The organism is Mesorhizobium sp. P2_F5 (assembly GCF_056403715.1).
In genome coordinates this window covers 25,789-51,676 of record NZ_JBFUEY010000031.1, presented here as the reverse complement: position 1 = coordinate 51,676, position 25,888 = coordinate 25,789, and the positions used below count along the sequence as shown (strand labels likewise).

Annotated in this window: 29 protein-coding genes; 18 read left to right on the top strand and 11 right to left on the bottom strand. The window is 63.2% G+C overall.

The window, feature by feature from the left end:
* The coding region (locus tag AC1DYO_RS29195; protein WP_477267847.1) for an adenylate/guanylate cyclase domain-containing protein at positions 1–379 on the bottom strand (379 nt) is incomplete at its 3' end.
* A gap of 216 nt (positions 380–595) precedes the next feature.
* Here AC1DYO_RS29195 and AC1DYO_RS29190 point away from each other — a divergent pair.
* Positions 596–1,210 carry a class I SAM-dependent methyltransferase gene (locus AC1DYO_RS29190; RefSeq protein WP_477267846.1) on the top strand — a complete coding sequence of 205 codons (615 nt, stop codon included), beginning with the start codon at positions 596–598 and terminating at the stop codon, positions 1,208–1,210.
* Positions 1,211–1,242: 32 nt separating this feature from the next.
* Here AC1DYO_RS29190 and AC1DYO_RS29185 read toward each other — a convergent pair whose 3' ends face one another.
* The 3 genes from AC1DYO_RS29185 to AC1DYO_RS29175 all read right to left on the bottom strand — a co-directional run bounded on the left by AC1DYO_RS29185 (position 1,243) and on the right by AC1DYO_RS29175 (position 3,042).
* A complete protein-coding gene (locus AC1DYO_RS29185) occupies positions 1,243–2,217 on the bottom strand; it encodes a nucleoside hydrolase (RefSeq protein WP_477267845.1) in 975 nt (324 codons plus the stop codon).
* 223 nt (positions 2,218–2,440) lie between these two features.
* A complete protein-coding gene (locus AC1DYO_RS29180) occupies positions 2,441–2,620 on the bottom strand; it encodes a hypothetical protein (RefSeq protein WP_477267844.1) in 180 nt (59 codons plus the stop codon).
* A gap of 62 nt (positions 2,621–2,682) precedes the next feature.
* Positions 2,683–3,042, bottom strand: coding sequence for a TetR/AcrR family transcriptional regulator (locus tag AC1DYO_RS29175; RefSeq protein WP_477267850.1), 360 nt, complete (start codon positions 3,040–3,042; stop codon positions 2,683–2,685).
* Between the two features lie 310 nt (positions 3,043–3,352).
* Here AC1DYO_RS29175 and AC1DYO_RS29170 point away from each other — a divergent pair, with 310 nt between their 5' ends.
* The 5 genes from AC1DYO_RS29170 (at position 3,353) to AC1DYO_RS29150 (ending at position 7,532) form a co-directional block, all read left to right on the top strand.
* The gene (locus tag AC1DYO_RS29170) at positions 3,353–4,381 is read left to right on the top strand and encodes an MBL fold metallo-hydrolase (protein WP_477267843.1); all 1,029 of its coding nucleotides are present in this window, start codon (positions 3,353–3,355) and stop codon (positions 4,379–4,381) included.
* A 59-nt stretch (positions 4,382–4,440) separates the two neighbouring features.
* Positions 4,441–5,382 (top strand): D-2-hydroxyacid dehydrogenase family protein, encoded by a 942-nt coding sequence (locus AC1DYO_RS29165; protein ID WP_477267842.1) that lies wholly within the window; start codon positions 4,441–4,443, stop codon positions 5,380–5,382.
* A gap of 275 nt (positions 5,383–5,657) precedes the next feature.
* A complete protein-coding gene (locus tag AC1DYO_RS29160) occupies positions 5,658–5,813 on the top strand; it encodes a DUF1127 domain-containing protein (RefSeq protein WP_477267841.1) in 156 nt (51 codons plus the stop codon).
* Positions 5,814–6,360: 547 nt separating this feature from the next.
* The gene (locus AC1DYO_RS29155) at positions 6,361–7,065 is read left to right on the top strand and encodes a Crp/Fnr family transcriptional regulator (protein ID WP_477267840.1); all 705 of its coding nucleotides are present in this window, start codon (positions 6,361–6,363) and stop codon (positions 7,063–7,065) included.
* A gap of 278 nt (positions 7,066–7,343) precedes the next feature.
* Positions 7,344–7,532, top strand: a complete 189-nt coding sequence (locus AC1DYO_RS29150) for a hypothetical protein (RefSeq protein ID WP_477267839.1) — start codon at positions 7,344–7,346, stop codon at positions 7,530–7,532.
* Between the two features lie 24 nt (positions 7,533–7,556).
* Here AC1DYO_RS29150 and AC1DYO_RS29145 read toward each other — a convergent pair whose 3' ends face one another.
* Positions 7,557–8,297, bottom strand: a complete 741-nt coding sequence (locus AC1DYO_RS29145; RefSeq protein ID WP_477267838.1) for a sulfotransferase family protein — start codon at positions 8,295–8,297, stop codon at positions 7,557–7,559.
* A 249-nt stretch (positions 8,298–8,546) separates the two neighbouring features.
* On the opposite strand from AC1DYO_RS29145, the gene AC1DYO_RS29140 reads away from it, so the two are divergent.
* Positions 8,547–9,743: an aminotransferase-like domain-containing protein gene (locus tag AC1DYO_RS29140; protein WP_477267849.1), complete on the top strand. Its 1,197-nt coding sequence runs from the start codon at positions 8,547–8,549 to the stop codon at positions 9,741–9,743.
* A gap of 42 nt (positions 9,744–9,785) precedes the next feature.
* On the opposite strand, the gene yghU is transcribed toward AC1DYO_RS29140, so the two are convergent.
* Entirely contained in the window at positions 9,786–10,658 is an 873-nt protein-coding gene (gene yghU, locus AC1DYO_RS29135; RefSeq protein ID WP_477267837.1) for a glutathione-dependent disulfide-bond oxidoreductase, read from the bottom strand.
* A gap of 532 nt (positions 10,659–11,190) precedes the next feature.
* Between yghU and AC1DYO_RS29130 the strand changes: the two genes are divergently transcribed.
* Complete coding sequence (locus tag AC1DYO_RS29130; RefSeq protein WP_477267836.1) at positions 11,191–12,102, top strand: S1C family serine protease; 912 nt, start codon at positions 11,191–11,193, stop codon at positions 12,100–12,102.
* A 319-nt stretch (positions 12,103–12,421) separates the two neighbouring features.
* On the opposite strand, the gene AC1DYO_RS29125 is transcribed toward AC1DYO_RS29130, so the two are convergent.
* Complete coding sequence (locus tag AC1DYO_RS29125; RefSeq protein WP_477267835.1) at positions 12,422–13,033, bottom strand: hypothetical protein; 612 nt, start codon at positions 13,031–13,033, stop codon at positions 12,422–12,424.
* A gap of 156 nt (positions 13,034–13,189) precedes the next feature.
* Between AC1DYO_RS29125 and AC1DYO_RS29120 the strand changes: the two genes are divergently transcribed.
* The 7 genes from AC1DYO_RS29120 (at position 13,190) to AC1DYO_RS29090 (ending at position 19,313) form a co-directional block, all read left to right on the top strand.
* Positions 13,190–13,789, top strand: a complete 600-nt coding sequence (locus AC1DYO_RS29120; protein ID WP_477267834.1) for a YdeI/OmpD-associated family protein — start codon at positions 13,190–13,192, stop codon at positions 13,787–13,789.
* Between the two features lie 14 nt (positions 13,790–13,803).
* Positions 13,804–14,508: an SDR family NAD(P)-dependent oxidoreductase gene (locus AC1DYO_RS29115; protein ID WP_477267833.1), complete on the top strand. Its 705-nt coding sequence runs from the start codon at positions 13,804–13,806 to the stop codon at positions 14,506–14,508.
* A gap of 228 nt (positions 14,509–14,736) precedes the next feature.
* A complete protein-coding gene (locus AC1DYO_RS29110) occupies positions 14,737–15,945 on the top strand; it encodes an ABC transporter substrate-binding protein (RefSeq protein ID WP_477267832.1) in 1,209 nt (402 codons plus the stop codon).
* On the top strand, positions 15,942–16,742 hold the full coding sequence (locus AC1DYO_RS29105) for an ABC transporter ATP-binding protein (RefSeq protein ID WP_477267831.1): 801 nt from the start codon (positions 15,942–15,944) through the stop codon (positions 16,740–16,742). The genes AC1DYO_RS29110 and AC1DYO_RS29105 overlap by 4 nt, the downstream gene beginning before the upstream one ends.
* Positions 16,735–17,439: an ABC transporter ATP-binding protein gene (locus AC1DYO_RS29100; protein WP_477267830.1), complete on the top strand. Its 705-nt coding sequence runs from the start codon at positions 16,735–16,737 to the stop codon at positions 17,437–17,439. The genes AC1DYO_RS29105 and AC1DYO_RS29100 overlap by 8 nt, the downstream gene beginning before the upstream one ends.
* Positions 17,440–17,443: 4 nt before the next feature.
* Positions 17,444–18,331: a branched-chain amino acid ABC transporter permease gene (locus tag AC1DYO_RS29095; protein ID WP_477267829.1), complete on the top strand. Its 888-nt coding sequence runs from the start codon at positions 17,444–17,446 to the stop codon at positions 18,329–18,331.
* Between the two features lies 1 nt (position 18,332).
* Positions 18,333–19,313 carry a branched-chain amino acid ABC transporter permease gene (locus AC1DYO_RS29090; protein WP_477267828.1) on the top strand — a complete coding sequence of 327 codons (981 nt, stop codon included), beginning with the start codon at positions 18,333–18,335 and terminating at the stop codon, positions 19,311–19,313.
* On the opposite strand, the gene AC1DYO_RS29085 is transcribed toward AC1DYO_RS29090, so the two are convergent.
* The 4 genes from AC1DYO_RS29085 to AC1DYO_RS29070 are packed head-to-tail and all read right to left on the bottom strand — an operon-like array spanning position 19,307 to position 23,906.
* Positions 19,307–20,260 carry a Csu type fimbrial protein gene (locus AC1DYO_RS29085; RefSeq protein WP_477267827.1) on the bottom strand — a complete coding sequence of 318 codons (954 nt, stop codon included), beginning with the start codon at positions 20,258–20,260 and terminating at the stop codon, positions 19,307–19,309. The two genes, AC1DYO_RS29090 and AC1DYO_RS29085, sit on opposite strands and share 7 nt — an antisense overlap.
* Positions 20,261–20,274: 14 nt before the next feature.
* The gene (locus tag AC1DYO_RS29080) at positions 20,275–22,692 is read right to left on the bottom strand and encodes a fimbria/pilus outer membrane usher protein (RefSeq protein WP_477267826.1); all 2,418 of its coding nucleotides are present in this window, start codon (positions 22,690–22,692) and stop codon (positions 20,275–20,277) included.
* Entirely contained in the window at positions 22,664–23,389 is a 726-nt protein-coding gene (locus AC1DYO_RS29075; RefSeq protein WP_477267825.1) for a fimbrial biogenesis chaperone, read from the bottom strand. The genes AC1DYO_RS29080 and AC1DYO_RS29075 overlap by 29 nt, the downstream gene beginning before the upstream one ends.
* A 25-nt stretch (positions 23,390–23,414) precedes the next feature.
* Positions 23,415–23,906 carry a Csu type fimbrial protein gene (locus tag AC1DYO_RS29070; protein ID WP_477267824.1) on the bottom strand — a complete coding sequence of 164 codons (492 nt, stop codon included), beginning with the start codon at positions 23,904–23,906 and terminating at the stop codon, positions 23,415–23,417.
* Positions 23,907–24,600: 694 nt separating this feature from the next.
* Between AC1DYO_RS29070 and AC1DYO_RS29065 the strand changes: the two genes are divergently transcribed.
* The 3 genes from AC1DYO_RS29065 to AC1DYO_RS29055 all read left to right on the top strand — a co-directional run bounded on the left by AC1DYO_RS29065 (position 24,601) and on the right by AC1DYO_RS29055 (position 25,793).
* On the top strand, positions 24,601–24,693 hold the full coding sequence (locus AC1DYO_RS29065) for a putative RiPP precursor (protein ID WP_477267823.1): 93 nt from the start codon (positions 24,601–24,603) through the stop codon (positions 24,691–24,693).
* Between the two features lie 52 nt (positions 24,694–24,745).
* Positions 24,746–25,135 (top strand): DUF427 domain-containing protein, encoded by a 390-nt coding sequence (locus tag AC1DYO_RS29060; protein WP_477267822.1) that lies wholly within the window; start codon positions 24,746–24,748, stop codon positions 25,133–25,135.
* Between the two features lie 100 nt (positions 25,136–25,235).
* Complete coding sequence (locus AC1DYO_RS29055) at positions 25,236–25,793, top strand: sigma-70 family RNA polymerase sigma factor (RefSeq protein WP_477267821.1); 558 nt, start codon at positions 25,236–25,238, stop codon at positions 25,791–25,793.
* Positions 25,794–25,888: the final 95 nt, after the last annotated feature.

The following is a 25,888-nucleotide window of genomic DNA, read 5'->3' as shown; positions in this document are numbered from 1 at the left end:
GCTCGGCCATCGACTCCAGTCGCGCGGCGATGTTGACGCCATCGCCATAGATGTCATTTTCCTCAACGATGACGTCGCCGAGATTGACGCCGATGCGAAACCGGATCTGCCGGGCATCAGTGGTGCCTTTATTGCGATCGGCCATCCGGCGTTGGATCATGGCAGCACACTGGACGGCATCGACGACACTCGCGAACTCGACGAGCGCGCCGTCGCCCATGAGTTTGACCATGCGCCCGTGGAATTCCTTGATCGCGGGGTCGACCAGTTCGCGACGGCAACTTTTCAACCGCTCGAGCGTACCGACCTCGTCCTCGCCCATGAGCGTGCTGTACCCGACCACGTCGGCAGCAAGGATTGCGGTGAGCCGTCGCTCCATATGCGGGTGTCCCGCCTCCCTAGTCAAAGCTTTGCCGACGAGCGTATTCTAGTACTTCTTTGATTGCGAGCGTGCTCGGCCCCCATGGGGCAGCGGGTCAATGCAACCACGTACCCCCTGGCCACTTACTTTGCGTTCAGCTCCACCGTGTAAGGCTTCGCAATCCCGGGGGGCCGTACGCCAATGCTAGACAATTACGAGGTGGACCGGTTTGGCGTGATCCACCAGATCGACGTCACGCCGATCAAATACGACAAGCAATACATGTCCTATTACGAGGATCTGAGCGACCGCACGATCAAGCTCGGCTATCAGCGGCTTGGCTGGGTGCTGGGGATCACCGGTGAGATACCGCGGTCGGTGCTGGAGATTGGCTATGGCACCGGCACATTCGTCGAAGCCGCGAAGATTACCGGGGTTGCCGACTGCGCCGGCTGCGACATCACCAGGTTCCCGCTGCCAAAGGGCGTCCGCTTTGTCGATTGGGATGAGGCGCTCGCCGGCTCGTGGGATCTCGTGGCCATGTTCGACGTGCTCGAGCACATCCCTGACCTGAGTTTTCTCGCCCGCCTTCAGACCCGTCATTTGGCCATCGCTGTCCCTTATTGCCGCTGGCGTGAGCTCGGCGCCGATGGCGACGCGTGGTTCGAGACGTGGCGCATGCGCCTGCCCAACGAGCACCTGCACCATTTCGACCGGGACTCGCTGGTGGCGCTGCTCGCTGACAATGGCTTCGGATGCGTGACGCTGAATGGCTTCGAGGACGGGATCAGGCTGCGGCCGGGCGAGGTGGGGCCGAATATTCTGTCCGGCTTTTTCAGGAGGCTATAGGCTGGGTTCTTCTACAGCTGCGGTCAGCTGTGTCACGCCTTCTGCCTGGCGAGCCGCTCCAGCGCATCCACGATCAAATCGCAGAATTTCGGATGGTCGAGCTTCATCGCCACGGTGTGGCGGAAGTCGACCTGCTCGCTCGCCGTGCCGCCGAAATGGTGCATGCCGCCCATCTTCTCGAAATTGCAGACCGTCATGCCCTTGGTCCACCGTCCCGCAAGCTCGACGCGGATATCGGCCTTCTCCGTGGTGAAGACGCTTCCGTCGATGATGGCCGCGACGCAGCATGCGTCATGCACGGCGGGATACTCGATCTGCAGCAGGTCGCCATGCGTGGTCGCGATGAACTCCCAGATATCGAGGATGAACTTGGCCATCGGGCCGCCGACGGCGCGCACCCGGTCCTGAAGCTCTTTGGTGGCGAGCGCCTGGTGCGTCAGGTCGAGCCCCACCATGGTGACGTCCCATTTGGCCCGGAACACCACGTCGGCTGCTTCCGGATCGCCATAGACGTTGAACTCCGCCGCCGGCGTGATGTTGCCCCTGGTATAGGCGCCGCCCATCGCGACGACCCGCTTCACTCGGCTGACGATGCGGGGGTCCTTGCGCACGGCAAGCGCGATGTTGGTGTAGGGACCGACCGGCACCAGCGTGACCGTCTTCGGCTCATGCGCCATGACGGTGTCGATGATGAAGTCGACGGCATGGCGCTTGTCGAGCTCGAACGACGCCGGCGGCAGTTCGGGGCCGTCGAGCCCGGTCTCGCCGTGGATCTCGATGGCCAGCACCTGATCGATGAGCAGCGGGCCGGGAGAGCCTTTCGCCACCGGCACCTTGATGCCATAGGCGGTGCATACCGAAAGCGCGTTGCGCGTGGTGTTCTCGACATTGTGGTTGCCCGAAACCGTGGTGATGCCGAGGAGATCGATGTTCGGATTGCCTGCCGCCAGCAGGATGGCGATCGCGTCATCATGCCCAGGGTCGCAGTCCAGTATGATCTTTTCCATGTGGGCACCTCTTTGTCGGCCGAGCTTGCCGCGACTACAGACTGCGGCCGCTTGCGCCGTCAAGGTTCTCGCCCTCGGCAACCGTAATGCCACCCGCTGTAGCCCTGGTCGCGCGACCGCAACGGTAGGTCGACGGAACGCCCAAAGATTGCTGCTGCAACAGCGGACCAACCGCTACGAGCTTCAGCACCTCGTTCAGACGTTGAATCGCCTTTTCGCCTTCCTAACGGTTCTTTTGCGGTTTGGGAGCTTGGCTCGAACGCTCATCGAGCGATGCGAGCACATCGCGCTCGGCGTTCTCCAGAATCTCGTTCGAAAGCTTCGGCGCAGCCTGCGCGACGGACCGTGACAGGACCAGCGCGCCCACCAGTTCGCAATGCAAGCTGATTGCCTGTTCGCGCAACGTCCTATGATGGCCCGCCACAGCTGGAGATCCGCTCTCGGCGATCAGCCCAGCCAGAATCGTTATCTGATCGTCCAGACCGCTGGCGTAATGCCGGCGACCGGGCAGCCCTGATCGATGTCGTCGCGGTGGGCCCGCGATAGATACCAGCCTATGTAGCGCCGAAGAGCGGTGGTCGATTCATCGACGGGCGCCTTTGCGTTCCTGACGAGCTCGGCATTCTTCTCAGCCATCGCCGAAGCAAGCACCTCGGCAACCAGGGCGGCCTTCGATTCAAAGTGGTTGTAGAAGCCGCCTTGCGTGAAGCCGGCATGCTTCATCAGTTCGCTCAGCCCGACGGCTTCTACGCCGCGTTCTCTGAATAGCTGCGTCGCCGCGGCAACAATCGCGAGGCGGTTTTCCGCAGCCTGTTCTCTCGACACGCCCAAAGCTTGCTCCTCATTCGTTGCGGTTCACGCACCGATTTAATGCATCACGATTGCGTTTACAATCGATAATCACGGTCGTAATTCCGACTCGACATGGGCGCACACGGAATGTGAAGGCCTCGCTAATGGGCTTTAATTCGATCAGTTAGCCGATGTTTTGTGCTCATTCTCAACCCTGAGCGGCAGAGACCCAGGCTCTTTTCCCAAAGGAAGATTGACAAAGACGATTGTAATCGACATTGTGTTTTGCGTCGCGGAGACCAAAGCCGCGCTAGCACGCAGCGCCTTCACCTTGGAGATCGACATGACCAAGTCCCCATTGCTTCTGACCCGTCGCAGCATATTTCAAGTCGGTGCCGGCATCGTCGCCTCAGCCGCGGTATCGCCATTGCTTGCCGCCGATGCGGCCCAGGCTGAGGAAGCCCAATCCACGACCCAGACGCCACTCAACGGCGACGGCTTCTATCGCTTCAGGATCGGTGACTTCCAGGCGACCGTGATCTCGGATGGCTATGGACAGCTTCCGATCCGGCCGATCCTCGCTATGAACGTTTCTGAAGCCGAGCTCGCTCCGGTCTTGGAGGCAAATTTCATGCAGCCGGTGATCCAAGGCACGAGCAACATGCTGGTGGTCGACACGGGACGGGAGCGTATCCTTGTCGATACTGGCTTCGGTGAGAAACTTGGCCCGTCCTTCGGTAACTTTCCTGGGCTCGAAGCGAACCTGCATCGGGCCGGAATCACTCCAGAGAGCATTGATCTCGTCGTGATCTCGCACGGTCACCTGGATCACATCGGCGGCCTGGTAACGAAAGCGGGCGCGCCGGCATTTTCCAAGGCCCAATTCGTCTTTGTCGATACGGAGTGGAACTACTGGACCGGCAGCCGCTATGAAAGCGAGGTCAACAGCTCGCCGATGCCTGACCCGTTCAAGAAGGGCACGATCGAGGCCGCTCGAGATAACTTGCCAGCGGTCGCCAACCGCACGCGGTTCGTGAAGCAGGGGGGCGAAATCACAAGCGGTGTGCACTATATCGCGGCGCCGGGACATTCGCCGTCCCATGCCACAATCCTGTTCACCTCGGGCGACGAACAGTTCATCTATATGGGTGACATCGCCCACAATCCGGTGACGAGCCTGCAGCATCCCGACTGGACGCCGATGTTCGACTACGATCCCGCGCAAGCGATCAAGACGCGCAAGGCCATTCTGGACCGCGTCGCGACCGATCGGATCATGGTGATGGGCTATCATTTTCCGTTCCCGGCTATTGGACATGTCGTCCACCGCGAAAAGGCATACCACTGGGAACCCGCCATGTGGTCCTGGTAGCGAACTGATCTCTTTGGAGGAACGCGATGTCTGCCAAACAGGAGCGCTTCAGAATTGCCGTGCTGGACGACTACCAGCACGTTGCACTTTCGCTCGCGGACTGGTCGGTGCTGGATGCGCGGGCGACGGTGACCGTTTTTGACGATCATCTTGCAGATCCCGACGCCGTCATCGAGCGCTTGCAGCCATTCGACGTCGTCTGCGTGATGCGGGAGCGCACGCCGATGACGCGTGCCATCATCGAGCGTTTGCCCAAACTCCGTCCGATTGCTTCGACGGCCCCTCGCAATGCCTCGATCGATATCCAGGCTGCGGAGGAGCGGGGTATCGAGGTCGCTCATACGGGTTACATTTCGGCGCCGACGATCGAGCTGACCTGGGCGCTTATCCTGGGCAGTGCCCGCAACCTCATCGCCGAGAACGCGTCGCTGCGCGGCGGCGGATGGCAGCGGTCGGTCGGGGATGACATGGCGGGGCGGACGCTCGGCGTCCTGGGTCTCGGCAACGTCGGCGGTGCCGTGGCAAAGATCGGCAATGCCTTCGGCATGAAGGTGATCGCCTGGAGCCAGAATCTCACGACCGAGCGCGCGGCTGAAGCGGGCGCCACCCTCGTCCCGAGGCGGAGGCTGTTCCAGGAGGCGGATGTCCTGTCCGTCCATCTGGTGCTCGGCGAAAGGACGCGCGGCCTCGTGGGCGCGGCGGAACTGGCACTGATGAAGCCGACGGCACGGCTGGTAAACACGTCGCGCGGACCGATCGTCGTCGAGGCTGATCTCGTCAAGGCGCTCAGGGACAAGACGATCGCCGGCGCGGCGGTCGATGTCTTCGACCAGGAACCGTTGCCGCCCGACCATCCGTTCCGTACGCTGCCGAACCTTTTGGCAACGCCGCATATCGGCTACGTCTCGCGCGGGCTGTACGAGCGCTTTTACCGGGACACGGTCGAGAACATCGCTCGGTGGATCGACGGCAATGCAGCCGCTCGGCATCCACCGAACTGAGCAGTCCTTCGATCTCTCGGTGTCGGCCGGCGGTTCGATGCCATCTGGGCGAGGCATGCTGTCCATCGCGGCAGTTGAGCCAGAGCGTATCTGTTATCGAGCAGCAACCTCGCAGCTGCCGGCCTCCATTTCCGCCCGCAATTGATTTGCATACAAATGTTTCTGGCTGGCATCGCTACGTGAACTGCTTCACCGTTGAAGCGCAATCGATCGGTTACAGAAGCCGTGCAAGAGCGGGCCCGAGGCAGCGCTCTGCTGCTGCGTGGAGGTTACCGATGTTTGAAAGTCTCACCAGGATTCGCGCCGCCTTCGCGCGCGCCAGCAAGCACAGGAAGACTGTGCGGGCACTGAATGCATTGCCGTCGGAGATCCAGAAGGACATTGGCTGGACAGAGTCGAAGGCGATCGATGAGATACGCCTGCCGTTCTAGGCGCAGCAGTGGTTGCGGCGCCGAAATCGCACACGCTGCATCGCGGCCATGGCAAAGGGAAGGCGGGCTCGCCGCGCCCCATTACACATTTCCGGCGCCGCTAATATAATCGCTCGCTATGGATTGTTCGGAAGCGTACAGTGCGGCATCGTCAGCCACATCAATGGGCGCTGACGCTTGGGAGCGACCATCGCACTCCTGTCCCGACAGGAGGCATTGGTGCCATGGCGGAGCAACTAGGACAGTCCGGACTGAGCGCCAAGGCCCTCGCGGCTTCGGCGCGGGAATCCGGGGCCTCCGAGCAGCAGATACAAGAGATCGCATCGCTGATCGGCAACGATCGCGCGTCCCTCCTGAGGGAAGCGCGCATGGTTGCGGCTGAGCGCTCAAAGCGCTGATTTATGGGGCGTCGCCCCCTGATTTGTCGGTTTTGTACCAAGTACGATGGCTGATTTCGAGTCAGCTATCGTCCAACGACCGTTCGCATTTGGCAGGGCGCCGACGGCTGGGAGATTACACGTGCTCTTGCCCTTGACGGGAGAGAGCGATGGACCAGTCGGTCAGCAAGGAGAAGAGCGGCCTTTTGCGCCGCATGAACCCGGCCGACTTCGTATTGCTTGCGCCACATTTGCACCATCGTGTACTCGATCTCAAAACCCCGCTCGAAATGGCGGGAGAGCCGATCAACTTGGTCTGCTTCCTGGAAAGCGGACTCGCCTCGGTGGTGGCCAGGAACCGGCCAGGGCTCGACACCGAGGTCGGCATCATCGGCCACGAAGGCATGTCGGCTTCGGCCCTGGTGATGGGCGCCGACTGGGCGCCCCACGACTGCTATATGCAGATGCCGGGCGAGGCGGTCTGCATGGACGCCAAGCCGTTCAAGGCAGCGCTGCAAAAAAGCCCAACGCTGCGCGCCTTCCTGCTGCGCTTTGCCCACTATCTGCACAGCCAGGCCAAATCCACGGCGTTGAGCAATGCCCGCGCCAAGCTCGAGGATCGGCTGGCAAGATGGCTGTTGATGTGTGACGACAGGATAGCCGGCGACCAGATCCTGATCACCCACGAATTCCTGTCCGTCATGCTCGGCGTCAGGCGCCCGGGCGTCACCATCGGTCTGCAGATCCTGGAAGGGCGCGGCCTGATCCGGTCCAGGCGCGGCGAGATCGTCATTCGCGACAGGGATGGGCTGATCGCCGTCGCCGACGGTTTCTACGGCCAGGCAGAGGCTGAATACGAGCGCTTGCTGGGCTAAACCCGGCACCGGGCTGAAATGGCCGACGCGAATGCCGGTGAAGCATGTTGCCTGAGCCGCGCCGGCCATTGCGGCCATCTGGGGAGAGGCCGCCCGGCATATCTAGCATCGCCAAAACGGCGGGCAACGAGCCGCCGCTGTTTGGTAAAAAACGTACAATCGAATCGTGTTGAAGCTTGGTTCGGCCAGAGTAGAATCTGATGTTGTCGGCCATTGGCTTGGGCGCCGGCGCTTGAGAGTTCGCTAGCTCCCGCCCTGGTGTGAATGGGAGAACCGAAATGGCAGAAGACCTTTTCGATGTATCCGCCTTCGATTGCGACATCCTGCGCGCCGCCTTCATCAAATCGGTCATGGAAGGCAATGTTCCGAAAGAGCGGTGGCGTGCGCTCGCCGCCTCCCTGGTTCGCGACCTGACCGGCCACGAAGACGTCGAGCCGGATCTCCTCGACTGGATCATGCGCAAGTAGCCGGACCCTGGCGGCGTCCGAGCGCTACCCCAGCCACCACCACAGCGCCGCGAGCACTGCCAAGATCGCCGCCACCGACAGACCCAGCATGATGTAGCTGCCCTTGATGATGTCGCGGATGATCTTCTTGATGCTTTCGCGGTCGTTGAGGTTGGGGAAGGGCTCGTTCGGCAACGCGACGCCGAGGAAGTCGCAGAGCGGCGCCCAGCCGTCCGTTACCTTGAACACCAAAAGCTTTTCCGGCGGCACCGCCGCCTTCACCTCCTCGGTATAGGCGTTGTAGCGTGCGATCGCCTTGGCGCGGTCGTCCATCACGCCGGCCAGCGTGCGGCCCCAGACCAGTTTGCTCGACATGTCGCCGAATTTCCGGCCGAACGGCGTCAGCCACTCCAGGATCTTGAACTGCCAGACATTCTTGGTGAAGTAGATCGTGTCGATGGTGCTTTCGTACCAGGCTTCGGCGCCGCGCGGGTGCAGCGTCAACAGCACCTTGGCGTCGGGATAGGCGGCCATCAATTCTTGCCATACGCAGCAGCCGGGATTGTCGACGGTCGCAGTGTAATTGGCGAACACCCGGTTCCAGTCATGCTGGCTGCCGGGCGGACTGTTCGCCACCTTGCGCCAGAAATCGAGATGGCCCTTGTTGGCTTTGTTGATGATGACTTCCTGCATGTGGTAGCTGGGAAAGCCGAGCCTGTTCAGCGCGGCAAAGGTCGACCACGTGCCGGTGCGGCCGAAGCCGGCCCCGATGAGCTTGAGCGTCATTCTGCATCCCCCTTAGACCGGTTTCTTTTTGTTGGCCGGCCAGGAATGAGGTTGCATCCGCGCCTTTGGACGCGCAACAATTTTCCACGCGCGGCGAGAAAAATGTCGTTGCTTTTTCGCCTGGGCCACGCGGAATGGCGTTCTGGCTATTCCACCGGCGAAAAGAGGCTGATAATAGGTCAGGTAGATTGACCTAAATTGCGCTGGACAGCCCGGCAACATCCACGGGGGGGTGGGCTCTTGAGTTTGATGGACCTGTTGGCGTCGCGCGCCTCGCGCATGAAGGCGTCGGAAATCCGCGAGCTGCTGAAATTGCTCGACCAGCCCGACATCATCTCCTTTGCTGGCGGCATTCCCGATCCGGCGTTGTTTCCATCGCAAGCCATCGCCGATGCCTACGCCTCGGTGCTCGGCGGCCCTGACGCGGGCACAGCATTGCAATACCAGGTCTCGGAAGGCTATCTGCCGCTGCGGCGCTGGCTGGCCGGCCAGATGGGCAAGCTCGGCATCGCCTGCGATGAGCACAACATCTTCATCACCTCCGGTTCGCAGCAGGCGCTGGATTATCTCGGCAAACTGTTTCTGTCGCCCGGCGACACCGCGCTGGTGACGTGGCCGACCTATCTCGGCGCGCTGCAGGCCTTCAATGCCTATGAGCCGCGCTACGACCGGCTGACACCGGATGGCGGCAACATGACCCCCGCCGCCTACCAGGCCGCCGCGACCGCCGCTGGCGGCAAGGTGAAATTCGCTTATCTCGTTCCGGATTTTGCCAACCCGACCGGCGAGACGCTGAACCGCGCGCAGCGCCAGGCGGTGCTCGACCTCGCCGGCGAGCTCGACATCGCCGTCATCGAGGACGCCGCCTATCGCGCGCTGCGCTATGACGGCGAGGGCGAGCCGCCGATCCTGGCGCTCGACTGCGAACGCTCGGGCGGCATCGAGAATGCCCGCACGCTCTATTGCGGCTCGTTCTCAAAGATTCTGTCGCCGGGCATGCGCGTCGGCTGGGTCTGCGCGCCGCGCCGCGTCGTCGAGCGCCTGGTGCTGATGAAGCAGGCCTCGGACCTGCACAGCCCGTCGATCAACCAGCTGGTCATGCACCGCGTTTCCGAGGCGGTGTACGACGGCCAGGTGGAAAAGCTGATCGGCGCCTACCGCGGTCGCCGCGATGCTCTGCTTGCCGCGCTGGAGGCCGAAATGCCCGACGGCGTGAGCTGGAGCCGTCCCGAAGGCGGCATGTTCGTCTGGCTGACGCTGCCCGAGGGTTCGGATGCCACCGCGCTGCTCGCCCGCTCGGTCAAGGAGGCGCGCGTCGCCTTCGTGCCGGGCAATGCGTTTTACGCTGACGGCTCGGGACGCAACACGATGCGGATGAGCTTTACGCTGGCCGATGAGCGGGCGGTGGGTGAGGGCGTGCCGAGGTTGGCAAAATTGATGAGCTAATCTCCCCCCTTGAGGGGGAGATTACAGCTCCGGCGCCTCGCTTCAGTCCGCTACGGCCACCAGTCTATCCTGCGTCTTCGTCTGAAAATCGCCGGCGTCGTGGCGTTCGTGCAGTTGCATGGCCGGGTCGCCAAAGGCGCGATTGACCATGCGGCCGCGCTGCACCGTCGGGCGGGCGTCGATCGCCTTGGCCCAGCGCTGCACATGTTTGTAGTCCTGCACCGACAGGAACTCGGCGGAGTCATTGTACATGCGGCCGAGCGCCAGCCCGCCATACCAGGGCCACACCGCCATGTCGGCGATCGAATAGCTGGCGCCGCCGAGATATTCGGTCTCTGCCAACCGCCTGTCGAGCACGTCGAGCTGGCGCTTGGTCTCCATGGCGAAGCGGTCGATGGCGTATTCGAATTTCTCCGGGGCGTAGGCGTAGAAATGGCCAAAGCCGCCGCCGAGATAGGGTGCCGAACCCATCTGCCAGAACAGCCACGACAAGGTTTCCGCGCGCGCCGGCTGTTCGGTCGGCAGGAACTCGCCGAACTTTTCGGCCAGGTACAAAAGGATCGAGCCGGACTCGAAGACGCGAACCGGCGTCTTGCCGCTGCGGTCCAGCAACGCCGGGATCTTGGAATTGGGATTGACGTCGACAAAGCCCGAGCCGAACTGGTCGCCATCGTTGATGCGGATCAGCCAGGCGTCGTATTCGGCGCCCTTGTGGCCGAGCGCCAGCAGTTCCTCCAGCATGACGGTCACCTTGACGCCGTTCGGCGTCGCCAGCGAATAGAGCTGCAGCGGATGCTTGCCGACCGGCAGCACCTTGTCATGCGTCGGGCCGGCAATCGGCCGGTTGATGCTGGCGAACGTGCCGCCATTGGCTTTCTTCCAGCTCCAGACTTTCGGCGGGGTGTATTCGGTCATGCGAGGAATTCCTTGGATTTGGCGGGGGCGAAAACGACTTGCGCTACGGGCGCGAGACTGATCGCGGAAAAGTCGACTCGAAGCTAAGTACAGACAGAGATAGGTGCAATTCAGAAAGGTTCAACTTCCGTTGAACTATTATCAATGTGCGTGCTGTTTTTCCTTCTCCCCGTTCAAGGGGAGGTGAGGAGTGGCCCGCGCAGCGGGCGAAAAGCCAATTGCTTGGCTTTTCGAACGACGAACGCCCGAAGGGCGGATGAGGGGCAGCGCTGACCTCTGAAATGATGTCTCGAGATGATTGTCTCGACGCCCGGCCCTTCGCATGGCTCCCAGCCCTTCGGGCGTTCAGCCCCTTCAAAAGGTCCACTGGACCTTTTGATCCGCCCGAAGGCGGACCGGGCCTTCACCGCTCGAAGCTCGAAAAGCCAAGCAATTGGCTTTTCGTTCGCTGCGCGAACCGCCTCTCGCCCCTTGCGTCTCGTGCAGCGCGGCATACCTATAGAAGGTAATCCCCGCCCGCCAGGATGAAAGCATGCCCATAGATCCCCTTTCCCCGCTCTTGCGTTCGGTTGTCGCCGTGCGCGCCACGGTGCCCGACGACGCCTTTACGGCGAACGCTCTGGGCACGCGCCGCGAGGGCAGCGGCGTCGTTATCCGTGGCGACGGGCTGGTGCTCACCATCGGCTATCTCATCACCGAGGCCGAAGAAGTCTGGCTGACCGACCAGGACGGCCGCGTCGTGCCGGCGCACGCGTTGGCCTACGACCAGGAGACCGGTTTTGGCCTGGTGCAGGCGCTGGCGCCGCTCGGCCTGCCGGCGGTGGCGCTGGGTGATGCCGAGAAAGCCAAGGTCGGCGACCCCGTGGTGTTTGCCGACGGCACCGGCCGCTCGGTCAAGGCGCATATCGTCACCAAGCAAGAATTCGCCGGCTACTGGGAGTATCTGCTCGATGAGGCGATCTTCATCGCACCGGCGCATCCGTCCTGGGGCGGCGCGGCACTGATCGGCCAGGACGGCAGCCTGCTCGGCATCGGCTCGCTGCTGTTGCAGATGAGCCGCAATGGCGAGGTCGCCGACATCAACATGGTCGTGCCGATCAACCTTCTGACGCCGATCCTCGACGATCTGCTGACGCGCGGCCAGGTGGCGAAGCCGCCGCGCCCGTGGCTCGGCGCCTTCTCGGCCGAGAGCAACGGCGCGGTCGTGGTGATGAGCGTCGCCGAAGGCGGCCCCGCCGCCAAGGCGGGCCTGCGCCAGGGCGACATCATCTCCGATGTGCGCGACGGCGAGGTCGACGGTCTCGCCGATTTCTACCGCAAGCTATGGCAGAACCCGGCAGGTTCCGAGATCCCGCTCAGGGTCGTGCGCGACGGCCGCGAAACCTGGCTCAGGGTAAAATCCGCCGACCGTAACAGTTTTTTGAAGAAGCCGCATCTGCAGTGACAGCCGATCTCCCCCCAAGTGGGGGAGATGCCCGGCAGGGCAGAGGGGGGCGCTGTCCCGCCGGCCTCTCAGCTATTGCGGTCGCACGTTCAGAATGTTTGCGTGACGAGTTGCGTGGAAACGCTGCGTTTCTTCGCGCCCCCCTCTGGCTTGCCGGCCATCTCCCCCGCGAGGGGGGAGATTGGCTGTCACCTCAATCCGCACAAGCGCTCAAAGCACCCCCCGCGCCCCATTCCGCGAACGACACGATCCGACCCGACCGAGACGGCGCTTTGCGCAAGCTGGATCATGGCGGGAAGAGCCGCCACCGCGCGGCGGTTCACGCCCCGCAATCGGTAAAGCTGGCGCCACTGTCCCACTCGGCGAACGGGATGAGCTTGCCTTCCACAGACACGACCTTGCGCACTCTCGTGCCGTCCGGCTGCATCTTGCTGCTTTTGCCCTTGCCGGTCAGCAAGTTGTAATCGCAGTCGCTGGCGACGTTGTCCTTCATGTAGTCATGATAATCATAGGCGAAGCCGGCGACGACGAAGGCACCGTTGCGCCAGGCGATCGTCAGCGTCTGGTCGGTCCGCGCGCCATCCGTCGGTATCCCTGGTATGTCGAGCTTGATCGAGCCGTTCGGCAGCGCGGTCAGCTCCGGCTCGATGTAGGACGCCTCATAGCCCGGCCGGTCGTAGCCGTTCCATTCGCCATACATCTGCTCTTGCACGATGCCGGCGGGCTTGAGGAAATTGTGCTCCTTGTCCCTGAGGAAAAAACGCATGTCCATGGCAACGCCGGGTTCTGTCTCGACGATCATCGCCAGGTCGATGGCGCCGTCGCCGTTCCAGTCGCCAGTGGCTGCGGTGATGATCTTCTGGCTTTCGATGGGGTCGGCGAGTGCCGAAGCCGGCAGCAAAAGCGCCAGGCAGAACAACAGCGAACGCATGGCATATCCCCCGAGTTGCAGTCTGCCTTGCCCGGCTCGACCAGCCGGGAAACTGCCATGGGCGTCAGCTCAGGCGCAAGCCACCTTCGCCCTGGCCTTGTCAACGCTGCTGGCAGCATCGACAACTGATACGGCCGGGCAACAAACGAGGTGATGATGGCGCCGATCAAGGTCGATCCGGACAAGGTTCGCGAATTCCCCGATCCGGAAAGCTTTTACGCCTGGCTGCGGGAGAACCATGACGGCGAGAGCGAGGTCTGGATCAAAGTCCACAAGGTCGGCTCCGGCTTGGCCTCGATCACGCCCAAGCAGGCCATCGACGTCGTGCTTTGCTTTGGCTGGATCGATGCCGTGCGCAAGTCGCTCGACGAGCAGAGCTTTCTGCAGCGCTACACGCCGCGCGGCAAAAAGAGCATCTGGAGCAAGATCAACATCGACAATGTCGCCCGCCTGGTCGAGGAGGGCCGGATGACCGAGCACGGGCTAAGCCAGGTCGAGGGGGCCAAGGCCGACGGCCGTTGGGACCGCGCCTATGCCAGTGGCAAGGACATGAAGATCCCCGACGACCTGCAGGCCGCCATCGATGCCGAGCCCAAGGCGAAAGAGATGCTGGCAAGGCTTTCCGCCCAGAACCGCTTCTCGCTCGCTTTCCGCACCCACAACATGAAGACCGAGGCGGGGCGCAAGAAGAAGATCGAGGCCTTCGTCGAGATGCTGAAGCGCGGCGAGACGATCTATCCGCAAGGGAAGAAGTGACTGAGGACCAGGCGATGACCACCACACCCCACTCCGGCAAGGTCGCACTCGTCACCGGCGGCAATCGCGGCATTGGCGTCGAGACCGGGCGCCAGCTCGCGGCGCTTGGCTTCACCGTGCTGCTCGGCTCGCGCGATCTCGCCAAGGGCGAGGCGGCGGCGAGACAACTGGGCGGCAAGGTAGAGGCCATCGCGTTGGATGTCGCGTCACCCGACGCGGCAGCACTTGCCGCGGCTGAAATCCAGCGCCGTTTCGGCCGGCTCGATGTGCTCGTCAACAATGCCGCCATCAACTACGATCCGCGCTCGCGGGCGCTGAAGCCCGACTGGGCGGCGATCCGCGAAGCCTTCGAGACCAATGTCTTCGGCGCCTGGCGCGTGGCGGTCGCCTGTGCGCCGCTGCTCAGTGCCGGCGGCCATGGCAGGCTGGTCAACGTATCCTCCGAGGGCGGTTCGCTCGCCTCGATGGGCGCCGGCGCGCCGGCCTACTCAACGACCAAGGCGACGCTCAACGCGCTGACCTGCATCCTGGCCGCCGAGTTGCGCGGCGCCGGCGTGCTGGTCAACGCCATCTGCCCCGGCTGGGTTGCGACCGATATGGGCGGCCCCGGCGGACGCCCGGTGGCGCAAGGTGCGGCCGGCATTGTCTGGGCCGCCACCTTGCCGGACGATGGCCCGACCGGCGGCTTCTTCCGCGACGGCAAAAGGCTGCCTTGGTGATTGGCTGACCACGCCTTCCCATTTGGCCCCTACGCCATGCTACGAAAATAGCATTCTCGCCTCGCGAAATGTGATGCTAGGCTCCCGTCGCACCCAGGGCGGAGGGGTTGCCAAGAAGAGGAGTGGCGGGCGCGACGGCCCGAATTTTCAGCGAGAACCGGACGGAACTGTTGAACCATTGCAAGGCCGCCGCGTTTCCCGGCGTCGGCCACAAGGGAGGAACTACCTGTGAAAGCATCCTATCTCGTCTCCGCCGCGCTGCTTGCGGCGACTGCGATGCCGGCGGCGGCCGGCGAAATTTCCGACGGCAAGGTCAAGATCGGCATTCTCAACGACCAGTCCGGCGTCTATGCCGATTTCGGCGGCAAATGGTCGGTTGAGGCCGCCAAGATGGCGGTCGAGGATTTTGGCGGCAAGGTGCAAGGTGCGCCGATCGAGATCGTCAACGCCGATCACCAGAACAAGCCCGACATCGCCTCCAACATCGCACGGCAGTGGTATGACACCGAACAGGTCGATGCGATCATGGAACTGACGACATCCTCGGTGGCGCTCGCCGTCCAGGGGCTGTCCAAGGAAAAGAAGAAGATCGACATCGTCACCGGCGCCGCATCCGCCGACCTGACCGGCAAGCAGTGCTCGCCCTATGGCTTCCACTGGGTCTACGACACCCACTCTCAGGCGGTCGGCACCGGTGGCGCGCTGGTCCAGCAGGGCGGCGACAGCTGGTATTTCATCACCGTCGACTATGCCTTCGGCTATTCGCTGAAGGAACAGACCGCAAAAGTGGTTGAAGCCAGCGGCGGCAAGGTGCTCGGCGAAGTGCGCTACCCCCTCGGCTCGACGGACTATTCTTCCTTCTTGCTGCAGGCGCAGTCCTCCGGCGCCAAGGTCGTCGGCCTAGCCAATGCCGGTCTCGACACGTCCAATACCATCAAGCAGGCGGCCGAGTTCGGCATCGTCGCCGGAGGCCAGCGGCTGGCGGCACTTCTGTTCACCCTTGCCGAAGTGCATGGGCTCGGCCTGCAGGCCGCACAGGGCGTGGTGCTGACCGAAGGTTTTTACTGGGACCGCGACGACAAGAGCCGCGACTTCGCCGACCGCTTCTTCAAGCGCACCAACCGCATGCCCAACATGGTCCAGGCCGGCACCTATTCGGCGGTGCTGCAATATCTGAAGGCCATCGACAAGGCCGGYACCGACGAGACTGAAGCTGTCGCCAAGCAGCTGCATGAATTGCCGGTCGACGACGTCTTCACCGCCAACGGCAAGGTGCAGGCCGACGGCGCGATGGTGCACGACATGTATCTCTACCAGGTCAAGAAGCCCGAGGAGAGCAAGAAGGACTGGGACTACTACACCTATCTGGCGACCATTCCGGGCGACAAGGCCTTCATCAAGGCCGAAGACAGCGGCTGCCCGCTCGTCACCAAGTGACAACGGTAGAAGCTGGAGCCGCCCAGTCGGACGGCACAAAGGACACGCCGCGGGTGGTGCTTTCCGCCCGCGGCCTCAGGCGTGATTTCGCCGGTTTCGTCGCCGTCAACAATGTCGACCTCGACGTCCACCACGGCCAGATCCATGCGCTGATCGGGCCGAACGGCGCCGGCAAGACCACGATTTTCAACCTGCTGACCAAGTTCCTGCAGCCGAGCAGCGGCAGGATCGAATTGCTGGGCAACGACATCACCCGCACCGCGCCGGCCAAGGTGGCGCGCATGGGCCTCGTCCGCTCGTTTCAGATATCGGCGATCTTTCCGCATCTGAGCGTGCTGGACAATGTCCGCGTCGCCCTGCAGCGGCCGAGCGGGCTGGGCTTCCAGTTCTGGCGCTCGCTGTCGGCACTCGACGAACTGACGCCGCGGGCGCGCGAGCTTCTCGCCATCGTCGGCCTGGACGATGTCGCGCATCGTCTGGCCGGTGATCTCTCCTATGGCAGGAAGCGCGTGCTCGAGATCGCCACCACGCTGGCGCTCGATCCGAAAGTGCTTTTGCTCGACGAGCCGATGGCCGGGATGGGGCATGAGGATGTCGGCACGATTTCCGGCATCATCCGCTCGCTGGCCAAGGACCGCGCCGTGCTGATGGTCGAGCACAATCTCACCGTCGTCGCCGATCTCTGCGACTGGATCACCGTCATGCAGCGCGGCCAGGTGCTCGCCGCCGGCGATTACGCAGCGGTGAGCAAGGACGAGCGCGTCCGCATCGCCTACATGGGGACCGAGCATGAGTGAGCCGCTGCTTGCCGTGCGCGATCTGCATGCATGGTACGGCGAGGGCCATGCGCTGCATGGTGTGAACCTCGATGTCTTTCGCGGCGAGACCGTGACCTTGCTCGGCCGCAACGGCGTCGGCAAGACCACCACCTTACGCGCCATTATGGGGCTGGTCCGCAAGCGCAGCGGCAGCGTCACCTTCGACGGCAGCGACCTGATGCGTCTGCCGCTGCATCGCGTCGCCCATCGTGGCATCGGCTTCGTGCCGGAAGAACGCGGTATCTTCGCCACGCTGACGGTCGATGAGAACCTGATCCTGCCGCCGGTGGTGGCCAAGGGCGGCATGAGTGTCGAGGAAATCTTCGACCTCTTCCCCAATCTGAAGGAGCGTCGCAACAGCCCCGGCACAAAACTCTCCGGCGGCGAACAGCAGATGCTGGCCATCGCCCGCATACTGCGGACCGGAGTTCAGATGCTGCTGCTCGACGAACCGACCGAGGGCCTGGCGCCGGTCATCGTCCAGCGCATCGGCGAGTTGCTGGCCACCTTGAAAAAGCGCGGCATGACTATCCTGCTCGTCGAGCAGAATTTCCGCTTCGCAGCCCGCATCGCCGACCGCTTCTATCTGATGGAGCATGGCAAGGTGGTGGAGGGTTTTGCCGTAAGCGAGCTTTCTGCTCACACCGAACAGCTGCACGAGGTGCTTGGGGTATGACGCCATGACGATGATCTTCGGCATCCCCGTCCAGGCATTGCTCGGCCAGATGCTGGTCGGGCTGATCAACGGCTCGTTCTATGCCATGCTCAGCCTCGGCCTGGCCGTCATCTTCGGCTTGCTTCGCATCATCAATTTCGCCCATGGCGCGCTCTATATGCTCGGCGCCTTCATCGGCTATCTGATGCTCGTCCATCTCGGCATCGGCTACTGGCCGGCACTGGTCCTGGTGCCGCTCGTCGTCGGCGTGTTCGGCATGGCGGTGGAGCGCCTGGCGCTGTCGCGGCTCTACCGGCTCGATCCGCTCTACGGCCTGCTGTTCACCTTCGGCCTGGCGCTGGTCATCGAAGGCGTGTTTCGTTTCTACTACGGTGTGTCAGGCAATCCCTACGCCGTACCGTCGCAACTCGCCGGCGGCACCAATCTCGGCTTCATGTTCTTGCCCAACTATCGCGGCTGGGTGGTGGTGGCCTCGCTCATCGTCTGCATCGGCACCTGGCTGCTGATCGAAAAGACCAGGCTCGGCTCCTATCTGCGCGCCGCGACCGAAAATCCCGAGTTGGTGCAAGCCTTCGGCGTCAACGTACCGTTGCTCCTGACGCTCACCTACGGGCTGGGCGCGGCCCTTGCAGGGCTCGCCGGCATTCTCGCAGCACCCGTCTACCAGGTCAGCCCGCTGATGGGCTCCGATCTTATCATCGTTGTCTTCGCCGTCGTCGTGGTCGGCGGCATGGGCTCGATCCTCGGTGCCATCGTCACCGGCTACATGCTCGGTCTCGCCGAAGGCCTGACCAAGGTGTTTTATCCCGAGGCGTCGAACCTCGTCGTCTTCGTCATCATGGCGATCGTGCTTCTGCTGCGCCCCGCCGGCCTGTTCGGAAGGGACGCCTGAGATGAGCGAGGCGACCCTTCACGAGCAGCGCACCGCCGCTTCCGTTCGGCTTGAGCGGGTACTGATAGCATTGGCCATACTGGCGCTCATCGCAGCGCCCTTCTTCGTCTATCCGATCTTCCTGATGAAGATGCTGTGCTTCGCGCTGTTTGCCTGCGCCTTCAACCTGCTGCTCGGCTACACCGGGCTGTTGTCCTTCGGCCATGCCACCTTCTACGGCGCCGCAGCCTATTTCTGCGCTTACGCCGTCAAGGCATGGGGCTGGCCGCCGGAAGCCGGCATCCTACTCGGCACCGCTGGAGCGGCTGTGCTCGGACTGGTCATGGGCTTCCTCGCCATCCGGCGGCAAGGCATCTATTTCTCGATGATCACGCTGGCGCTGGCGCAGATGTTTTATTTCTTCTGCGTCCAGGCGCCGTTCACCGAAGGCGAGGACGGCATCCAGGGCGTGCCGCGCGGGCATCTGTTCGGCATCGTCGATCTCAACGTCACGCTCAACATGTATTTCTTCGTTCTGGCCGTCTTCCTCCTCGGCGTCTTCGCCGTCTGGCGCATCGTCAACTCGCCCTTCGGCATGATCCTGCGCTCGATCCGCGAGAACGAAAACCGCGCCATTTCGCTCGGCTATTCGGTCGGCCGCTACAAGCTCGCCGCCTTCGTCATGTCGGCGGCGCTCGCCGGGCTTGCCGGCGCCACCAAGGCGATCGTCTTCCAGTTCGCCACGCTCACCGACGTCACCTGGCAGATGTCGGGCGAGGTGATCCTGATGACGCTGCTCGGCGGCATCGGCACCATGGTCGGCCCGGTCTTCGGCGCCGGCCTCGTCGTCGGCCTGGAAAACACCCTCGCCACCTCGGGCTTCCCGGTGACCATCGCCACCGGCCTGATCTTCATGATCTGCGTGCTGGTCTTTCGCCGCGGCATCGTCGGCGAGATTTACGCAAGGTGGCTGGCGCCCGCTGAAGGCGGCCGCGATCAATAGGTGATGGTCACCACCACCGTGTCGGTATAGACGCCGGCCGAGGGCGTGGTCTGCGGCGGCACGCGGCCGTAGACGGTGAGCGGCTGCGCCGCGCCAGTCCCTGTGCCGGCCACCGTGCTCCCGGGCGTTCCCGCATCGCCCCAGGGCTGCGTCCGCGCCAGGTCCTTGTAGAGGCCGTAGGTGACCCGCTCGGCGCCCTTCGACATCTTGCGGTTGGTCGGCGTGCCGCCTGTCGTGCCGCCATTCAGCGAGACCGTATAGGCGGTCGACGGGGTGCAGGTGACCGTGACCTGGCCGGTGGCGTCGACATTGGCGTCGAGCACGCCCTTGGGGCCGAAGTCGATGTTCTGGGTGGCGACCAGGCAATTGGCCGGCACCGTGGCATTGATGGTGAAAGTCGGAGTGGTGCCCAGGGTGCCCAAGCCGCCGTTGCAGCTGGTGCCCAACAGGTTTGTCCGGTAGCGGATCTCGACATGCCCACTCGAAAACGTCGACAGATAGGCGCCGGGCGGAACGGTCGACTGGCCGCCGGGAACCCGCCCATAGATGGTCGCGGTGTCGGATGAGCTGCCGAAGAGATTGGGGCTCAGCGTCTGCGGTGGCGGGCGCGAGGCATAGGGCCAGTTGTAGGAGCCCCAGACGACGCTCATTCCGGGATCCGAATAGAGCTGGTAGTTGAGGCTGTTGGCGCCGCTCGCCATCTGCCTGGCCGCCGCCGAGGAAGCGCCGCCGGTGCCGGAGGCGAAGTGCGGACAGATCAGGACGGGAAGCAGCAACGGCAAACTGCCGCTGCAAGTCATGCTGAGGGTGGCTGTCGATGTTGCCGCGGTGCCCGACAGCGTGTCGATGAGGCCGAAATTCATGTCGGTGACGCTGAAGCTGCAGCTCTGCGCCCGGGCCAGGGACGGCAGCAGCACGAACGTTGCTACGATTGCGGCGCGCAGCATTTCCCCTCCCGTTTTCATTGGCACACCACATCCTTGATCGTCACCTGCCGGCCGCGCACCGGCTCGAACGGGAACGTGGCCCGGCACGAGCTGCCGTCCGCCAGACCGACCATCACCGCATTCTGCCGGGAGAGACCCTTGATGTAGGCCTGCCCGTCATAACCGACGGCGAAGTCCTCCGTGCCGCCGTCGACGCGCCCCGACAGTCCGGCTTCGAGCGGTGTTCCGCTCGCATCGACCAGCGTTACCAGTGCGGCCTGCGCCACCTCCGACACGCCGAACTTCAGCACCACGCCATTGCGGTCGGCCGGGACGACGGTCTCCTTGGTGGTCGGAACATCCGCATCGACGGGCAGATTCTCAGGATCGATGGAGACCGTGTTCAGCTCATAGGAATTGAGCCCGGTGACCAGGATGCGGCCTTTGCTGTCGGTCTTTCCGACCGGCCTGTTCTGATGCAGCACCTCGACGTCAGGGGTGCCGACATCGACGACCGCAAAGGCATCGTCGATGCGGTTGGTGGCGAACACACCGCCGCCCGCCACCGCAATGGCTCCGTCCATCTGCCCGGTCACGCGAAAATCCTTGTCGAACTGCTGGGCGCCGGTCGCGAAACGCGCAAACGGCGCCCGGTAGCTGACCGCTGCCGAGCGGTTGGGGGTCTCACCTTCCGACGTGCGCAGCCGCCAGCCGATGCTGCCGTCCTCGGCTCGCTCCGATTTGGCGATGTCGGCCACGACATTGAGGCCGTCAGGGCCATGTTCGACACCCGTCGACGCCATGACGTCGTCGTTGAACGGGATCGAAATCCCGGCGAACATGCCATAGCTGCTGTCGTCGTCGAGATCGGCAAAGGCCGTGGCATAGAACGTGCCGCGCCTGAAGATCGCCTGGCTGTAGGAGAGGCCGACGATCTGGCTGGTTTCGCCCTCGGCGCTCTTCAAATGGGTATAGGAGAGGTTGAGGCTGGAGAAATCGATCGGCATCGGCACGCTGAGCGTCACCTGGTCGACCGCGCGCGGCACGCCGGCGCTGAAATGGGCGAAGTCGTCGGGGTCGAGAACCGGCTGCGCCGTCACCGAGGCGATGTCTTCATAGCCGCCGAAAGCCCCCTGCATGTGCGCGTTGACCGCCCAGCCGTCATAGCCGAATTCGACGCTGGCATCGACCAGCGAGCCGGTGCGCCCGTCATGATGGCTTCCCGCCACCGCCACTGAAGCCGCACCGTAAGGCCCGAGCGGGAAGGCTGCACCTATGCCGCCGTTGATCAGGTCCGCGCCGCCCTCGGCATGGGCTTCCAGCGTCAGCCGGTCGGTCAGGCCATAGCGCGCCGTGGCGACACCCATGACGCGGCCGTCATAGTCGTCTGATGAGATGCCGAAATTGCGCCGCGCCATGCCCGCCTCGGCGGAAAAATCGAGCAGTCCCTGGCGCAGCAGCATCTTGGATGCATAGAACGGCAAGGTGGCGGTGGTCTCGCGCCCGAGGCTGTCGCGCAGCACCACCTGCGCCTGTCCGGCGCCGGTGAACACCGGCAGATTGGTGACCTGGAACGGCCCGGGCTGGATGTCGCCGGAATAGGTGCGCACGTTTTGCGTATAGACTTCGAGTGTCGACGGCACCGCCGCCGTGCCACCGAAGGAGGGCAACGGCAACGTCACGAGGTCCGAGCGCAGGCTGAAGTTTCGCTGCGCCTGGATGCCGCCGAGATAGACGGGCCGCGTCCACGACAATCCGCCGGAGACGAAGTCGCCGGCCCGGTAGGTCATCAGCCGGTCGGGGTCGGAATAGCTCCACGTCGTGTTGAGCCGCGTGAAGCCGCCGAGCCTGCCGTCGGAATAGCCGGCGATGAACGACTGGCTGAGCGTTCCGTAGGGACTGAACACACGCGTGTCGAAGCCGCCCGAAATGCCCTGGAACAGCTCGTTGTCGCCGTCGAACAAGGTGTTGGAGCTGGCAAACAGCGAATAGTTGAGCACCGCGCCGTAGCCCGATTGCGGCGCCGGCCGGTCCTGCAGGCGCAAGCCGAGATCGACGATGCGCGCCTCGCGGCTGTCATTGGCGGCGGTGACGTAGAGGCGCTGCGCCGCCTCGTCGATCTGGAACGACACGTCCGCCAGCTGGTCGAGCCTGACCGGGCCGCCAGCGTCGGCAGCACCCTCCGGCGGCTTCAGCCCGACTTCCTTCAGCTCTTGCGGCGTCGCCGCCAGGCCGCCATCCGGCATTTCGGTGAAATTGCCGATCAGTTTGGTCGAAACGTCGTTGATGAAAACCTCCAGATAGAGGCTGCGGCCGGCAGGCAGAACGGGATCAGGCTTTTCGGGGTTCGTCACGGCCGGCAGCTCTTGCGAATTCACCGCCGGGCAAGGTGTGAAAGTCGCGAGCGCGACGATAATCGCGGTGCTAGCGGCCCTTGACGGCAACTTTGGCATCGAAGGGTCCAAGATCGCTCTGTGCCTTCAAAAGCACGGAGCCCGCGGACAGTGATTTGCTGCTGCCGATCGGCCACTGCATGGTCGCGCCGCCCAGCACATATCCGACCAACCCGTTTCGGTTGCCGAGCTTCTTGCCGCCCTGGGTCAGCATCAGGTTGGACAGGCGAAAGCGGCTCTCGCCGCTGTTGCTGGCGGTGAGCATCAGGCTTCCGCCATTGCGCGAAAGGCTCCACGCGATCGCCGGCGCGGCTGCGTCGGCGTTTCGGAAAAACACCGGCACCGAATAGCGCAGCGCCAGCGCAACCGTGCCGGCCCTCTTGCGCGAGGGGTCCGGCAGTTCGTCGATGATGACGCGGTAGCTCTCTTCGGCCCGCACCGGCGCCTTGCTGACCCGCACGACGCGAACCACGTATTGGGCGTTGGGTCCGAGCTTGGTCGATGGCGGGCTGGCGACCACGTCCGTGGTTGGCGTCAGCGTCTCGATGCCGCCGGACTGGCTCCATGCGAAGACCCTGATCTGCACATTGATCGGCCGCTTGGTGTCATCGTTGCTGAGGTTAAGAACCGCCGAGGCGTCGGGCGCGATCAGCTCGAGACCTGTCGGCGCCACTCTGAGCGAAGCGGCGTGTGAGAGACCGGCGCACAGCAACAGAACAGCCGCCGTGGCGCCAATGCATGAAAGCATGGATCGCATGTCGTCCTCGTATTGGCGTCGTTGGTCAGTAGGTTACGGTGATCGCAACGGTGTCGGTGTAGACGCCTGCCGCCGGCGTCGTTTGCGTTGGAACACGGCCATAGACCGTGATGTTCTGCACGCTGCCATTGCCGGTTCCCGAAACCGTTTCGGTGGGAATCGTTGTCCCCCAGAGCTGCGTGCGGGTGCTTTCCCTGTAGATCGTGTAGTTGATTGTCGCCGACGCCGGTCCGGTCATCTTGCGGACCGCGGTGGTCGCGCCCGCGCCAAGCCCGACACCCAGGCCCACATCGTACGTCTTGCCGGTCGTGCATTGCACGCCAATGGTGCTTGTCTGGTCGACATTCGCATCGATGACACCGTGCGTGCCGAAATCAAGATCGCTTGCCGTCTGGACCTTGCATTCGTCGATAATGGTGATGCGCACCGTTATGTTGCCGGACGCGGTGGCGGCGATCGCGGGAAGGGTTGGAAGCAGCGACGCTCCCGCCAGCAACGCGTATTTCAGCAATCTCATGCGAATGTCCCTCCGTCGGGCAGACTGTTCCTCGCAAACGGTCCTGACCCGGACTTCACCCCTGCAGCTCCTCCCGGTGCATGCTGCGCAGTGACATCAACGATATCGGCAATGCCAAAAGCGAGCTGCGCAATGATTATTCCAACTTAGATTCGGATTCCCATAGATGAATAACTTCAAGGTACATCAGGTGATTTTGGTTAAGATTTGGTTAATAGGTGTAAAATCGACATTTGCCGAAAGTGAAAGTTCATCCATCGATAATTTATTCTAGTTGCTTGGCTGAAAAGGCGAAGATCCAAGCTAGGTCATCTTAATTTGATAGAATTTTATCTGTCGACTCTTATTATCGATTATTTCGCGGCGTATGCCGACGCCAAGCGGCCGTCGCAGTCGCCGCGCCGCTGGTCCGCATAGCCCAAAACGCTGTTCCGGCCTGCCCAAGCCTGTGATGCGAGGGCCGCATTCCCCAAAACCGTGTTCCGCCCAGCCCAAGCATGGCGGTCTCGGCTGAGATAAATCCACCGCCGTCGGATCGCGGGGAACACATGCGAATCATTGTTGCCACGCTCGCCCCGATTTCCTTGGGCAGCGCATCGGCCGGGCGGGAGATGCGCCTATTGTCCCTTGGAGCCATGATCGCACACCGGCAGCAGCACGGACCGCCTGCCAGACGTCAAGAAAGGGAAGAGCGATGAAGAAGACCTATGAAAAGCCAAGTCTCGAAAAGCGCCAGAAACTGTCCTGCGTGACGGCAGTGGCCGCGCCGTCGGCTGGCGAACTCTGAGCTGAAATCCTGCCTTCAAGATTTTCGAACCAACGGGATAAGGAGAATGGCCATGGATCAGCACGCGAACCCGTCGCCCGGCTTCAGACGCAATCCGGGCAAGGTGATCACCGTCGAGCCCTTCAAGGGGCGCGTCGTCGTGTTTGCCAACGGCACCATCATCGCGTCCTCGGCGAAAGCCAAAATGGTGATCGAGCCGCCCCATCCCTTCTCCTTCTACATACCGTTCGAGGACATCGACTTCCGCAAGCTGCAGAAGACGGAGTTTTCGACGCAATGCCCCTACAAGGGCGACGCCAGCTACTGGAACGTGCTGCCGGCGGCTAAGGCGGGCAGGCACGCTATGTGGGCCTACGAGCAGCCCTTCGAGGAGATGGCGGCGATCCGCAACCACGGCGCCTTCTACCCCGACAAGGTCATCATCGATGCCATGCCTGGCTGAATGCGAAAAGGATTTCGTGTCGGCCCAACCCGCCCTCGGGCCCGACCCGAGGGCGCAGCGGTTTTGCGGCAACGGCATGCCGAAACGAAGACAAAACGTCATGGACGAAAAGCAGAGAGCCATCCTCGACGAAATCCCGCGTCTGCGGCGCTATGCGCGCTCGCTGCTGCGCGACCGCGATTCCGCCGACGATCTCGTCCAGGACTGCCTGGAACGGGCGCTGCTGCGGTTGGACAACTGGCAGACGGGAGAGAGCCCGCGAAAATGGCTGTTCACCATCATGCATCATCTGTTCATCGACCAGATGCGCAAGGTGAACCGGCGCGGAGAAGCCTCGATGCTGCCGCTGGAAGCTGGCGAGGTGCAGGCTGCCCCTGCCGATCAGTTGGAGAACGTCGCCGCGCGCGAGATCATCGACGCGCTGCAGGCGATCAGCCCTGACCGGCGCGCCGCCCTGACCATGGTCGCCATCGAAGGTTTTTCCTATGCCGAGGCCGCCGAAATGCTCGGCGTGCCGGCCGGCACGCTGATGTCGCGCATCGCCCGCGGCCGTGACGAACTGCGCGGCCTGCTCGAGGACAATGCGCGCCGCCGCGCGATAAGGATCGTCGAACCCGGGCCGGGCCGGGCGACTTCAGTCAGGGCGCCCATGGCATGATGAACCCCGATCGCTTAATGACGCAACACGGCATGGTGCGATCCGATTGCAGGCTTTGCGCACGGTACGGGCACGCGTCCGGTAACGGTTTCTTG

Coding starts and splice junctions, on each gene's coding strand:
- AC1DYO_RS29185 (WP_477267845.1), bottom strand. CDS start 2,217: ATGGAAAAGATCATACTGGACTGCGACCCTGGGCATGATGACGCGATC.
- AC1DYO_RS29100 (WP_477267830.1), top strand. CDS start 16,735: ATGAGTGAGCCGCTGCTTGCCGTGCGCGATCTGCATGCATGGTACGGC.
- AC1DYO_RS29170 (WP_477267843.1), top strand. CDS start 3,353: ATGACCAAGTCCCCATTGCTTCTGACCCGTCGCAGCATATTTCAAGTC.
- AC1DYO_RS29095 (WP_477267829.1), top strand. CDS start 17,444: ATGACGATGATCTTCGGCATCCCCGTCCAGGCATTGCTCGGCCAGATG.
- AC1DYO_RS29065 (WP_477267823.1), top strand. CDS start 24,601: ATGAAGAAGACCTATGAAAAGCCAAGTCTCGAAAAGCGCCAGAAACTG.
- AC1DYO_RS29090 (WP_477267828.1), top strand. CDS start 18,333: ATGAGCGAGGCGACCCTTCACGAGCAGCGCACCGCCGCTTCCGTTCGG.
- AC1DYO_RS29125 (WP_477267835.1), bottom strand. CDS start 13,033: ATGCGTTCGCTGTTGTTCTGCCTGGCGCTTTTGCTGCCGGCTTCGGCA.
- AC1DYO_RS29080 (WP_477267826.1), bottom strand. CDS start 22,692: ATGCCAAAGTTGCCGTCAAGGGCCGCTAGCACCGCGATTATCGTCGCG.
- AC1DYO_RS29115 (WP_477267833.1), top strand. CDS start 13,804: ATGACCACCACACCCCACTCCGGCAAGGTCGCACTCGTCACCGGCGGC.
- AC1DYO_RS29060 (WP_477267822.1), top strand. CDS start 24,746: ATGGATCAGCACGCGAACCCGTCGCCCGGCTTCAGACGCAATCCGGGC.
- AC1DYO_RS29145 (WP_477267838.1), bottom strand. CDS start 8,297: ATGACGCTCAAGCTCATCGGGGCCGGCTTCGGCCGCACCGGCACGTGG.
- AC1DYO_RS29155 (WP_477267840.1), top strand. CDS start 6,361: ATGGACCAGTCGGTCAGCAAGGAGAAGAGCGGCCTTTTGCGCCGCATG.
- AC1DYO_RS29085 (WP_477267827.1), bottom strand. CDS start 20,260: ATGCTGCGCGCCGCAATCGTAGCAACGTTCGTGCTGCTGCCGTCCCTG.
- AC1DYO_RS29130 (WP_477267836.1), top strand. CDS start 11,191: ATGCCCATAGATCCCCTTTCCCCGCTCTTGCGTTCGGTTGTCGCCGTG.
- AC1DYO_RS29075 (WP_477267825.1), bottom strand. CDS start 23,389: ATGCGATCCATGCTTTCATGCATTGGCGCCACGGCGGCTGTTCTGTTG.
- AC1DYO_RS29160 (WP_477267841.1), top strand. CDS start 5,658: ATGTTTGAAAGTCTCACCAGGATTCGCGCCGCCTTCGCGCGCGCCAGC.
- AC1DYO_RS29055 (WP_477267821.1), top strand. CDS start 25,236: ATGGACGAAAAGCAGAGAGCCATCCTCGACGAAATCCCGCGTCTGCGG.
- AC1DYO_RS29070 (WP_477267824.1), bottom strand. CDS start 23,906: ATGAGATTGCTGAAATACGCGTTGCTGGCGGGAGCGTCGCTGCTTCCA.
- AC1DYO_RS29150 (WP_477267839.1), top strand. CDS start 7,344: ATGGCAGAAGACCTTTTCGATGTATCCGCCTTCGATTGCGACATCCTG.
- AC1DYO_RS29140 (WP_477267849.1), top strand. CDS start 8,547: ATGGACCTGTTGGCGTCGCGCGCCTCGCGCATGAAGGCGTCGGAAATC.
- AC1DYO_RS29120 (WP_477267834.1), top strand. CDS start 13,190: ATGGCGCCGATCAAGGTCGATCCGGACAAGGTTCGCGAATTCCCCGAT.
- yghU (WP_477267837.1), bottom strand. CDS start 10,658: ATGACCGAATACACCCCGCCGAAAGTCTGGAGCTGGAAGAAAGCCAAT.